The 12,043-nt window shown below is 59.7% G+C and carries 11 protein-coding genes; 5 read left to right on the top strand and 6 right to left on the bottom strand.

Going from position 1 to position 12,043, the window contains the following annotated elements; genetic code table 11:
* The first annotated feature begins 9 nt into the window (after positions 1-9).
* Positions 10-393: a cupin domain-containing protein gene (locus tag ACZ5B4_RS05775; RefSeq protein WP_464913481.1), complete on the top strand. Its 384-nt coding sequence runs from the start codon at positions 10-12 to the stop codon at positions 391-393.
* A 115-nt stretch (positions 394-508) separates the two neighbouring features.
* Here ACZ5B4_RS05775 and ACZ5B4_RS05770 read toward each other — a convergent pair whose 3' ends face one another.
* Entirely contained in the window at positions 509-1,543 is a 1,035-nt protein-coding gene (locus ACZ5B4_RS05770; protein WP_464913480.1) for a DUF1559 domain-containing protein, read from the bottom strand.
* Positions 1,544-2,142: 599 nt separating this feature from the next.
* Between ACZ5B4_RS05770 and speB the strand changes: the two genes are divergently transcribed.
* The 3 genes from speB to ACZ5B4_RS05755 all read left to right on the top strand — a co-directional run bounded on the left by speB (position 2,143) and on the right by ACZ5B4_RS05755 (position 5,219).
* Complete coding sequence (gene speB / locus ACZ5B4_RS05765; protein WP_464913479.1) at positions 2,143-3,054, top strand: agmatinase; 912 nt, start codon at positions 2,143-2,145, stop codon at positions 3,052-3,054.
* Positions 3,055-3,233: 179 nt separating this feature from the next.
* On the top strand, positions 3,234-4,655 hold the full coding sequence (locus ACZ5B4_RS05760) for a LysM peptidoglycan-binding domain-containing protein (RefSeq protein WP_464913478.1): 1,422 nt from the start codon (positions 3,234-3,236) through the stop codon (positions 4,653-4,655).
* A gap of 105 nt (positions 4,656-4,760) precedes the next feature.
* Positions 4,761-5,219, top strand: coding sequence for a putative molybdenum carrier protein (locus tag ACZ5B4_RS05755; protein ID WP_464913477.1), 459 nt, complete (start codon positions 4,761-4,763; stop codon positions 5,217-5,219).
* Positions 5,220-5,289: 70 nt separating this feature from the next.
* On the opposite strand, the gene ACZ5B4_RS05750 is transcribed toward ACZ5B4_RS05755, so the two are convergent.
* Complete coding sequence (locus ACZ5B4_RS05750; protein ID WP_464913476.1) at positions 5,290-6,195, bottom strand: DUF1571 domain-containing protein; 906 nt, start codon at positions 6,193-6,195, stop codon at positions 5,290-5,292.
* A gap of 348 nt (positions 6,196-6,543) precedes the next feature.
* On the opposite strand from ACZ5B4_RS05750, the gene ACZ5B4_RS05745 reads away from it, so the two are divergent.
* Positions 6,544-7,203: an MBL fold metallo-hydrolase gene (locus tag ACZ5B4_RS05745; protein WP_464913475.1), complete on the top strand. Its 660-nt coding sequence runs from the start codon at positions 6,544-6,546 to the stop codon at positions 7,201-7,203.
* Between the two features lie 193 nt (positions 7,204-7,396).
* On the opposite strand, the gene ACZ5B4_RS05740 is transcribed toward ACZ5B4_RS05745, so the two are convergent.
* The 4 genes from ACZ5B4_RS05740 to recR all read right to left on the bottom strand — a co-directional run bounded on the left by ACZ5B4_RS05740 (position 7,397) and on the right by recR (position 12,000).
* On the bottom strand, positions 7,397-7,603 hold the full coding sequence (locus ACZ5B4_RS05740; protein ID WP_464913474.1) for a dodecin: 207 nt from the start codon (positions 7,601-7,603) through the stop codon (positions 7,397-7,399).
* A gap of 109 nt (positions 7,604-7,712) precedes the next feature.
* Positions 7,713-9,434 carry a sensor histidine kinase gene (locus tag ACZ5B4_RS05735; RefSeq protein WP_464913473.1) on the bottom strand — a complete coding sequence of 574 codons (1,722 nt, stop codon included), beginning with the start codon at positions 9,432-9,434 and terminating at the stop codon, positions 7,713-7,715.
* A 269-nt stretch (positions 9,435-9,703) separates the two neighbouring features.
* Entirely contained in the window at positions 9,704-11,203 is a 1,500-nt protein-coding gene (rpoN, locus tag ACZ5B4_RS05730) for an RNA polymerase factor sigma-54 (RefSeq protein WP_464913472.1), read from the bottom strand.
* A 197-nt stretch (positions 11,204-11,400) separates the two neighbouring features.
* Positions 11,401-12,000, bottom strand: a complete 600-nt coding sequence (gene recR / locus ACZ5B4_RS05725; RefSeq protein WP_464913471.1) for a recombination mediator RecR — start codon at positions 11,998-12,000, stop codon at positions 11,401-11,403.
* Between the last annotated feature and the right edge of the window lie 43 nt (positions 12,001-12,043).

Genomic DNA, 12,043 nt, shown 5'->3' with positions numbered 1-12,043 from the left:
GATGGAATTATGAAGATCGTCGCGGCGGAAGCCATTGAACCGCAAAAGGTCGTGATGGAGGGAGCGGCGGGGTGCATGATGCGGGTCCTGATCGGGCCTGACGACGGAGCCCCGAATTTCACCATGCGGCAATTCGAGGTCGAAGCGGGCGGCCACACGCCGCGCCATGCCCACCCGTATGAACACGAAGTCTACATTCTCGAAGGCGAAGGATTCGTCATGCGAGACGGAGAGTGGAGGCCCCTGCGACCCGGCATGGTCGTGTACGTGCCGGCCAACGCGATGCACCAGTTTCGCGCGGGCGACCGATCGACGCTGAAATTCCTTTGCCTAATCCCAAACGCCATGCGGGGGGGCGCCGCCAGTTGCATCGCGGCCTGTTCTTGCGATTGAGCAAGAGAATGCCGTTTGCAGCTCATTGTCGGCGCGGATTGATCGCCGATACTGAACAGGAAATGAGTTTTCTCGGCATTACGCGCGGCGGATTGCAGCACCGGTATGGGCAACCTCAAGGCTGCCCGGTTTCTCCGCCGTCCCGGGTACCCAAAGCCCGCCAGGCCGACACAGTGATCGTCTCACGGATGAAGCGGCATGAGCCGTCCACAAGCGCGACATTGATACCGCCGGGATGGAAACTGCGAGCCGTTACGATCGCGTAAGTCGGGTAGCCGCCCGCGCCGTTCCGGCCCTCTTGCCATGAATTGTAGTCGCAATCGTACTCTACTCCGGCCCAAGAACACGGTACGCGGCTATTGGGAACCAAACAGGTCGTGAAGCCGGTGTGGTGTACTCGCCCGTCCGGCCATTCCGTGTGACCGGTATTCTTGAACTCCGCGGCCGAGGCGGTGACGGCGGCGGCTTCCTCCGCAGACTCGGGCATGCTTGTAGTGGGGGGGCCGCCGTTGCGACGATAGGGTTGCCAAGCCTTGACCTCCGCAGCCAGCAGCGTGTTGGCGGTCCCATCCGTGACGGAACTCCATGTCAGCGCGGAATTGGGGTACGAGATCCCGCTCCCGCCTTGGCCCGTGCGGGGATCATAAACGAAATACGTCCCCAAATTGAAGCCGTAATTGGTGGGATAGAGGCGGGGCTTCCCGGCTCCGGTCTCGCGAACCTCGTCGCTCTTGGGGTCGCTGGGGCAAGCGAAGACGGGAATGCGAATGGCGTCGATGACGGGCTGGATATCCCATGCCGCGGACAGGTCCACGCGATCGGCCACCGACTGCTGTTCTAAATACGGCAATAGTCGGCCGTGTACGCCCCAGGATACGTTGTTGCCGGTCGTTTGCACGGCGAGGTCGATCATGGAACTGCTTGGAAAGCATCGCCAGGTATCAGCATAATTCTGTGTGGCCAAACCAAGCTGTTTGAGATGATTTAGACACTCGACACGGCGCGCCGCCTCCCGTGCGGCCTGCACGGCCGGCAGGAGCAACGCGATCAGAATGCCGATGATCGCGATGACGACGAGAAGCTCAATCAGGGTGAAGGCCGGCCTGATTGCCGGACGACCGTTCGACGCACGTAGGTCATTTTGAGGCATGAATGTGATCTCCACCGCATCCAGAATTATCGCGCGAGGTTCCGGTTTCCATCCACAGCAGTGCGGTCTGCAAACACGATGCCGTGGAACAGACTTTCGCCCTGCCTATGGCCGTGCCAGGGCTTGCCGGCCGATTGTTGAGCCGATCTAGCGGCTTCGAATTCATTTTCACTGCCGTCCGATCCCACACGACTTAGTCCATACGTTGTCGATCAAGTGATTCTGTGTGTCAATCAAAGCGACAGTGCGATTGGAACGTGGGCAAGTGCGAACCAGGCGGAACCCGATAGGGCCGACGAACGTTCAAACCCATCAGCGGGGGTCGGGCTGAAATTCGTGGAGCACCTTCGTCGGCGGCGGGCGATCCGTGATTAACGGCGTGGGTGGGCGGAATCTCCTCACCGAATTGCGACGGCCGAGCGTGCGTCCCGTTCTGGTCATTTCAGTGATTGTCCCCACCCCGTTCAAGAAACCTCATAGGACATTTATGATGGAGGGTCCTCTTTTTGTCCGGGGACTCCTGCCGGAATAGAATTCACGTCATCGCTCGTTAGGCCGAACCCTTCGACTGATTTGTGATACCAGACCAAGAGCAGTTCATGATCCCAAGCAAGTTCTCCGGTATTCCGCGCAATTTCCTTGGTTTGCCCAAAGAGGCCTGTGAGCCAGAAAGCTCCCGGGTTTGGGTGCTGCCCATACCTTACGAGGCGACGACGACGTATGGTGCCGGTACGCGATTCGGTCCCGACGCCATCCTTTCGGCCTCCTTGCAAGTTGAGCTTTACGATCGTCGACGTAAACTCGAGCCGGCGGGTGAACTGGGAATCGCCACACTTCCCCAGCTCGCTATTTGCTCCCAGTCCCCGGATGAAATGATGAACCGGGTAACGGAAACGATCGAGGAGGTTTTTACGGACTCCCCCCAACCCGATTTGTTGATCGTGTTGGGAGGTGAGCACTCCCTATCGGCGGGGATCGCCCGTGCTTTGTCAAAGCTTTGGAAGGACAAACCCTGGGTCGCTGTGCAAATCGATGCTCACGCCGATCTTCGCGACGAGTATGAAGAATCGCGGTTCAATCACGCGTGCGCGGGCAGAAGGATCGTCGAGCATGCTCCTCTCTTCCAAATCGGGATCCGCAATTTGTCCCGGGAAGAGGCGGAGTTTTTGTCCAGCCGACCGCGGATCACCACGGTTTTCGCGGAAGACGTTTGGCGTGGCGAATACCTGACCCAGTTGGCAGACTTCGTGCGGAATAAATACGTTTATTGGACGATCGACCTCGACGGGTTCGACCCTTCGATTATGCCGTCGGTCGGGACACCGGAGCCGGGCGGCCTGCTCTGGCAGGATTTCATGGCAATTCTCGACACCATCACCCGACATGCCGCCGCCGTGCCGGTGTTGGACGTGGTCGAGTTGGCTCCGATCCCAGGATTGCATGCTCCGGACTTCATGGCCGCCAAACTCGTTTATGAGGCGGCTGCGGCTATTCTTTTAGGCCCGACCTAGGCAAAGCCGCATCTCCGATCGCGCATCGGCATCTCTTGATTCAAACGGGCGATTTAGGTAAAAGAACCGTCGGAGATACTTCGGACCGACGCCAAGGTACGGCGAGCCGATTTGCGGCGCGCTTTGACTGTCTAGCCCTTGCCCAATCCGATCAACCTGATCCGCAAGGATGCGGAACCATGTCCAAGCACCATTCTCAGTCCTCGGGCGATATCGCTTCCGCCAAAAACGCGATGAGCGAGGGGAATGCCTCCGATTCGCCTGAACTCGCACAGGATATGGAGGCCGCAGGATCGCCCCGTCGAATGTCCACCGAAATCAAGATCGGCCTGGGGACTCTGGGGTTCCTCTTGATCGTTCTGGTCGGAGTCTTGATCTATCGGATCTGGCAGATGAAGGCGAGCGACGGGAGCCTTTCGCCGGGAGAGAAGCCGACAAGCTTGGCTGAGAACGCGGGTGAACCGGCCGAGCAATCCAGCGATCCTGCCAGTCCCTCGTTGTCTATCACAGCGTCCGCGGAACCATCCCTAACGGCCTCGACGGCCTCGCCGCCCCAAAGCTCCCCGTGGAATGTGGACTACTCCAATCAGGCGGCCGGGGCTTCGCTTGCGGTGACTGCCCCTGCGTGGCCCACCGCGACGCCGTCCCCGCCGACTGCCGCGAATGCGAATTCACCGTGGGCGGAGGTGGGGATCGGGCAGAGCATGCTGCCGGAGTCGCCAAGCAATATCGGCAGCGGTGAGCGTTCGACTCTCGGCATGCGATCGCCGGAGTTCGATCCGGTCGCCGAGGGCGTTTCCGACGCGAATCTGGGCGGTTTTTCCGACGCCCGCGGGATGGGAGATGCAATGGGCCGAGAACCCTCCGTCCAGGCGTCCAACTCGCCGCCGAGTGAGATTCCTTTCGGTCCATGGAACGCGGCTGCCGCACCCTCCGGGGAGACCGAGGCGGGGTTGCCCTCGGCAGTATCCGACGCCCCTCCGGCAGCTCCTGTCCACTCCGCCCCTGCGGCCCCCGACTTCTTCGCTGGGGGGATGCCGATTACTCGCAATGACGCCGGTTTGCCGCAGGAGGGGCCCATGGCCGCAAATACGCCGATTGACGACACCTCCCGTGCGATCGCCAATTCCTTGCTTGCCGATCGATCGACCGGTGAGAGGCTGACCCCGCTTGAAGACGCGGACATCGCTACGCCGTTTCAACCCTACGGCCAAGGCGGCGCTCCCACGGCCCTTTCCCTTGCCGACGGCGGCGAATCGCCTTCGAATGCGGCCTCTCGCTTGGCGGTTGCCGAGCCGGCTCAACCCATTGGTAGCCCTAGCTGGGGCGGCACCCCGGCTCCTCAGGTCCCGCCGCTAGCCGCGGGCAACGCCTCGGGTAATACCGCGGTGAGCGGCAAGACTTACACTGTGCAAGAGGGGGAGAGCCTATTCGACATCGCGCGGGGACAGTTGGGCAAGGCTTCGCGCTGGGTGGAAATCTACGAGCTGAATCGTGCGCGCCTTGGAAAGCAGATGGAGGGATTCCAGCCCGGTATCACGTTGATCCTGCCGCAAGCCGAATCCGCCGCGACCGCCCCCTCGCCGCGTGTTTTTCGGTAAGAGAATCACCACAATCGCCGGCCCGAGACTGTGATGGCAACGAGCGACCGGTCGCCTTCCGAGACGCCGCGTTGGAGACTTGCGTCGAGTGCGAAAGTGAGGATCGTGTCCGGAGGGCAGACTGGGGTCGACCGCGCAGCCCTGCACGCTGCCAGGGAGGCCGGCCTTCCCATCGGCGGCTGGTGTCCCAAAGGTCGTCTGGCGGAAGACGGGGTAATTCCCCCCGACCTGCCACTGCAAGAGACGGATAGTGCTGACTACGCAATTCGCACCGAGAAGAACGTTCTGGACTCGGACGGCACCCTTGTTATATCGGATGGGCCGCTTCAGGGCGGTACGGAACTGGCCGTCAAGTTGGCCCTGCGCCATGGCAAGCCGTTCATCGTTGTGGATATCGCCAATCCGCCCGACCTGTCCACGCTCGTGCGATGGGGGCAAGAGCACGGCATCCGGATCCTGAACGTGGCCGGACCGCGCGAGAGCAGCCGGCCCGGCATTTACGGCGCCGCCAAGCGATATTTACAAGAACTCTTCCGCCGATGGAAGGAAGCCGATGTCGAATAGCGAAGACGGCCCGATGCTCACGCACCGGGCCGCCGGAAGATCATCGCCGGGAGTTTGCCGCTCAAGCTCGCTATTTTTCGGAGGCTTCTCTCGAGCGGAAACTGTACTTGGGATTACGGATATCGAAGTCCTCATCCGTAAAGCCGTTGTTGATCTTCACGTTGAGATAGGTGTATTCCTCGATCAACTCCGGCTTTCCGCCTGGTTCCCGCGGCCAATCGTACGACTCGTATCGGATGGGGATGTTCAGTTCCTTATCCACGTAGATACGTGCCAAATGGAAGCGAAAGTTGCGTCGCGGCACGGGATGCACCACCTGGATGCAAGTGCATACACGGTCGTTGATTTTGGCTCCCTCGAAAAACTTCACCTCGCACTCGCCGTACTTCGAATCTTGCTCGCCGACCTCGATTAAGCGCCGGACTAGATTCAGGACGCCGATTTCCGTGACCGGGTAACGGTTTCCCTGCATGGCGATGGGGCCGGTAGGGTCAAGCGAAACCGTTCCGATCAGTTTGTTCCGGATTCCGCCGGGGTGTGCCCACATCTTGCCGTCGTTTTGGCCTTCCACCCAAATCACTTCCTGCCCTTTCAAAGCGGCCGGTTCCAGGAAATACATGTACACGCTCATCGGCTTGTGACGGACTTTGATGAACATGTATTCCGGATCGTTCAGGCGATCACCGATCCTTTCCCGCTTTACCATCACGGCCGAATAGTCTTGAATCTTTTCGATATCTTGAATGCCGGTATACGCCCACCGAATCGCCGGCATGAGAGGGTGCTCGACGATTGAATTGTCGGCGGGAACACGATCGGCAATCCGCAGATCGCCGGGGTTTCCGGTCGCAGTCCGGCTGCCGGCCTCTTGTGCCGTAGCCACGATCGCAAAAGCCCCCCAGGCGAGGACCGCCGAAATCAGGGCCGAACGGCCCAAACAAAGCCGGGTCATGGACTCCACTCCCATCAAAGTCATCTAGGCTTCTCTTCCCACTCTATCGGACAAGACGACCCACGAACGACGAGGGATCCCGGGAACGATTCCCGTCGGTTATTCTGCGCACGACGCCTGCGGTAAGAATGGCAGGGCATTCGTCTTCCCGTGCTACCGAAGCGGCAGACCGGCGCCATCCAAACGACGTCTCTTAAAATCTCGGTTGCGCCGACCCGCGTTTCGCCCTTCCATCCTTATCGCAAGGAATTGCCCAAGCCGTTAAAATGTCCGATTCAAGCGGTGGTTATTCGCTAAGGGTTAAGTATTTTGTAGATCACGAAAACCGGCTAAATACCCCATGTTCTTGATTTCATCAAAGGGAGCCCGAGAGTGGACGGCCAGCAAGTGCGGATTTGGACGGTTGTTTCGGAGCTATTTGGACAAAACGCCTACGTGGCTTCCTTGGCGGGCCGCGATGATTGCCTGGTAGTGGATCCCGGATTCGACGCCGCCACTCTGGTCGAACGCTTGCAATCCAATCACCTGACGCCGGCGGCCGTGCTTGCGACACACGGCCACGCGGACCATATCGCCGGCATTGCCACCGTGAAGTCTCATTGGCCCGATTGTCCCATCATCACCGGCATAAACGAGGCAGAAAAGCTCACGGATCCCAAGCTGAACCTGTCCTACGATTTCGGGTTTCCCATCGTCAGTCCGGCGGCCGACGTCCTGGTCACCGACGGCGAAACCCTCGAGGTGGCGGGCCTGACGTTGCGAGTCCTAGAAATCCCGGGGCACTCTTCAGGACATGTCGTCTTTGTTGTGGAAACAGGAGAGCCCAGGAGAGTTTTCGTCGGTGACGTAATCTTTTCCGGGAGCGTGGGTAGAACCGACTTCCCTGACGGAAGTTTTGAGGTCCTCGCTCGGGGGATCCGCACCAAACTGTATTCTCTCCCGGACGAGACGCTGCTCTTGCCGGGACATGGACCGGTCACGACGGTGGGGAGAGAGAAGGCCAACAACCCCTTCGTGCGTCAAGAGACTTGAGGAACTTCGGCAACAAGGCACGCCGCCTCTTCGCTCCCGCCCAGGTGCAAACGGCCGTTCCCGGCCGCAATCCCTCAGGGCCCAAACAACGGGCCCGATACTCGCGGCATGGCAGGCAACGCACTCCGCGGTTACCACACCGGCCGGCAGCGCAAACCGATTTTAATTTCCGGCTTCCGCTGCGGGACTCGCCTCAGTCCAGCTTGCAGCCGATGTTCACCGTGACTTGGTATTGAGAAACCTTGCCGTCGGCGATGGCGCCGCGAAGTTCCACGACCTCGAACCAAGACGCCTTCTTTTCGGTTTCCGCGACCTTGGCTACGGCCTTCGCGGCAGCGTCGGCAAAAGAAACGGGGGACGTACCGACAACCTGGATCTTTTTGAAAACGGTATCCGCCATCGTTCAGTCTCCTTCTAAAATCAATACGATCGCCTACCCGGAGTCTGGGAAGAATTGACATGTTCGAACGCATCAAGAAGCGATATTGTACCTGCCCCGTCGGAAAAGACTACTGGGGTAGGTGCGCGGCGGAGGTATCGCCGGAGGCCTGCTCGGGCGAGCCGACCTCCGTCTCCTGAGGCAAAACCGCCGGCAGCTCGATCACGAACGTCGTGCCGGTCTCGGGTTCACTTTGGACGGTGATCCGGCCGCCGTGTTCCTGCACGATCTTGTGGCTGACCGGCAACCCCAACCCCGTCCCTTTGGTCCCTTTTTTCTGAGAAACGAAGGGGTTGAATATCTTGTCCCGCAGTTCCGGCGGAATACCGCTACCGTTGTCCGCAACTTGAATTCGTACCAGCGCGGCTTCGGGATCGTACGTCAGCGTCACGCGAACGCGTCGATCTTCCGCCCTCTCGGCCACGGCGTCAATGGCGTTCGTAACCAGATTCAGCACGGCGCGATGTATCCCCTCGGGGTCGAACACCAGCTTGGGTATCTGGGCGTCGGATTCAAGAGAAAGCTGCACCTCGAATTCCGCGGCGCGCTGCTGCATCAGTTCCACGACATCCTGGACGACCTGAGCGATGTCGCCCACTTGCAAGTCCGGTTCCCGCTCCTTGCTGAAGGTCAGCATATCCATCACCAGACCCGAGATCTTGTTCTGATTCTTTTCGACGATCGTCCAGCCTTTACGGATCAGTTCCTCGTCGTGCCGGTTCAAACCCATTTCGATCAAATAGCTGCCCCCGCGAATACCCTGAAGGATGTTCTTCACGTGGTGGGAAAGCATGGCGATGGTCTGTCCGATCGCGGCCAAACGCTCCGCCTGCACCATCGCCGAATAGTAATGCGTATCCTCCACGGCCAGGGCCGCCTGATGGGCGATGGCGACCATCAACATCAGGTGATCTTGCGTGAACTTGTTGGTCGTGCCGCGGGCCAGGATGTCTTGGGGCGAGAGGGATGTATCGATGTAGATCACTCCGACGACGTCGTAACGCCCCTTCATGGGGACGCAAATGGCTTCGCGGATGCCCGCCTGCACGATGCTCGCGCCGGAATCCCATCGCTGATCGTGCCGCGCGTCGCTGGTCAACACCCCCTCGTTTCGTTCGCGCACGTAATCGAGGATCGTCTTGCTGATCACCAGGCGTTCCGCCGCTCCTTGCCGGCTCCGTCGTACCTTGGGAGTGAGCTGGTTGGTGTCCGGATCGACCAACAAAATGCAACCACGGTCGGCCTCCACCCACTCGAAGATCAAATCCATGATGCGATGGAGGAGTTGATCGATATCCACGGTGTGGCTGATGGCCAGCGCCGTGTGGTACATGATTTCAAGATTGCGTTTGGCCCGGGCCAGCCAAGAATCGTAACCCGGCTCGGATGCGGCGAAAAACCGGTTGCCCTCTTCCGGCTTGACGGCGCTGATGATCTCCGAGCGGTCGCCTTCCTCCTGGGAAGTGAAAGCCACGTTCCACGGGGCGACGGCATGCGCTTCGTCGGCCGGCCGAGTGAACAGCATCAGGGTCCGTCCCAGCTGGACCTGGTCGCCGCTGTTCAGAAAGTGCTCCCGAACGGGCTTGCCGTTGACCAGCGTCCCATTGGAACTGTTCAGGTCCACCAAGAGATAGCGATCATCGACGCGACGAATCTCGGCGTGCCGACGCGAGACCTCGGTATCGTGCAACTGGATGCGATTGCCGGAGTCCCGGCCGATACTCACCGCCGGGGCGGTCAGCTCGAACCGACTTCCTTGATCGTTGCCTCGAATGACGAACAGCGAAGGCACAAAAGATCCTCCCACGGCCTCGCATTGCGGCTGAGTCGCACCGATTTCCTCAACCTTCCGGCGGCGATCACCGAGGCGGGCCGTTCCCCCCGCGATCAGGAAGGAGGGCGTCTCCCAAGTGATGGCCGACCGTTTGCCGATCGCCTATTTTACGTCTTCGCAAGGCGATGCGAAAGCAAAGCGTTGGACCGATCGGAAGAGAATTCCTCCGATCGGCCGGCCGCCGGCTTTCGGTACCGCCAAGCCCAAGCCCTCGGCTGGGAGGAAATTCACGACTTGGCGGCCTGCCTCCAATCCTTCCTCTGGCGGGAGCTGGGAATGCCCAACTCCTGGCGGTATTTGGTAATCGTTCGGCGATTGACGGTGACCCCGCGGCGTGCAAGCTCGGCGACCAGATCCTCGTCGGTCAAGGGATTCTGCTTGTCTTCGGCCGCGACGATTTCTTGCAACATGGCGCGGACTTTGTCCCAAGCGATCTCCTGGCCGTCTTGCGCGACGGTGCCGCTGCGGAAGAATCGCTTGAGGGGGAAAATGCCTCGCGGCGTCTCGATCCATTTATCGTCCACGGCGCGGCTGACGGTGGTGACATGGACGCCGACCTCATCCGCGATCTGCTGCATCTTCAAGGGTTCGATGTATTCCGGCCCGTCCCGCAAGAACCGCTGCTGATGGTCGACAATCGCCTGAGCCACCTTGCGCAGGGTGTTGCGACGCTGCTGAACGGCTTCGATCAACCATTGTGCGTGCGTCAACTTTCGACGGAAGAACTCTCGGTCCTGTTTGGCCGAGCGACGCGACTCGACGAGGCGGCGGTAATCCTCGTTGATTCCCAAGCGAGAGAGGTGGTCGTCCTTCAATTGCACGACGAATCGCCCATCCTCGGTCTCTTCCACATAGACATCGGGGACCACATTCGGCACGGAGGAGCCGCCGAATTGGGCGCCGGGCTTAGGATTCAGCGTCCGCAGTTCGGCGATCAATTGCTCCACAAAATCCACCGACCAACCGCGTTTTTTGGCGATTTGCGGGATACGATTCTCGCCCACATCCTCCAAGTGCTCGCGAATCAACGTCGCCAATTCCTTGTGATGGGGGCGATCGGCGTCGAGCTGAAGCAACAAACACTCTTTCAACGTCCGCGCCCCGACGCCCGCCGGATCCATCTGTTGCACCACGGCCAAGGCCTGCTCGGCGATTTTCAGGTCCTCCTGCGCGGCGTCCGGCCCCAGCAGGTCGCGAAGATCGGTCTTCAGGTAACCGTCACTGTCCAAGCTGTAGATCAGCATTTCGGCCATGGCCCGAACTTCAGGGGAGATATCCAGGCCCGCCAATTGCTCGATCAGATGATCTTGCAGCGTCGGTTCGTGCGACGGCACGTTGGCCATCATGTCGTTGTAGCGATCCGAGAGTTCCTCCATCCGGTTGCTGGAAGGCCGCGACATTTCGTCGTCGAAGACTTCCGGATTTTCCTCCGTCAACGTCTCCAGACGTTCAAATTCTTCGGAACTGCTCTCGTCGATCACCAATTCCTTTTCCAGATCGGACCGAGCCTCGACACGAGGTTCCTCTTGCAGATTCGTATCCGACTCTTCGTCGGCATCAGGCGCTTCGGTCCGCAACTCAAGGAAAGGATTCTCCACCATCTCTTGCTGAATGCGTTCTTCCAGCCGCTGGAGAGGAAGCTGTAGTATCTCCATGGACTGGATCATGCGGGGAGCAAGTATCTGTTTTTGAACTTGCCTCAACTCTTGACCGAGGGAAAACCGCATGACGCACTTATCTCCCTGTAACGTGCAATCAATTGAGCCCGCCACGCGTTGCCCGCCGGCAAAACAGCGGCAAGGCCTCTTTCATTTACCACACGGAATCCGTCGTTGAAACCGGAAACCGCCGCTCCGTCGCCCGAATTGCGATGCGGCGATTCCTCGCCGCGTTCCGTCATCGACCTCGCTAGTCCCCATTTGTGTCACAATCGTCGCCGTCCCGCGAAAGCGTCCGCCAGGACCTCAGGGTTCGCAAACTCGATCACGCTGCCGGGCGTAATCCCTCTCGCCAAACGTGTTATCGTAACCGCCAGATCCGCCAACTGATTCGAAATATATAGACAGGTTCCATCCCCCTCCACAGTTGGGTTTGTCGCCATGATGACCTCGCGTACCCCGCCCTCTTTCACCCGCCGCACCAGATCCGAGATCGTGAGCTGATCGGGCGTGACTCCTTCTAAAGGGGAGAGCCGACCCAGTAATACATGGTAAAGACCCCGATAGAGACCCGTTTGCTCGATCGCGATCAAGTCCCGCGGTTGCTCCACAACGCAAAGCAACGACCGATCGCGGGTCGCGTCGCGGCAAATCGAGCAAACCTCATCCTCTGCTAGATTGTAGCAAATCGTGCAGTGCCGGACGTTCTCTTTGACCGTGCGTATGGCCTCCGACAGGGCCAGCGCCTCTTCGCGACTGACCCGCAACAAGTGATATGTGATGCGTTCGGCCGACTTCCGGCCGATACCGGGCAATTTTGTCAACTCCTCGATCAATTGGCTTACTGATTCCGTTAATTCCGCCACTTCGCAGGCTCCTTCCCCGCAACTCCGGCAACCGCCGGCTCCG

It is taken from the genome of Thermogutta hypogea, assembly GCF_055386265.1.
The sequence above is the reverse complement of the archived record's forward strand: the minus strand, read 5'-3'. Positions and strand labels throughout refer to the sequence as shown.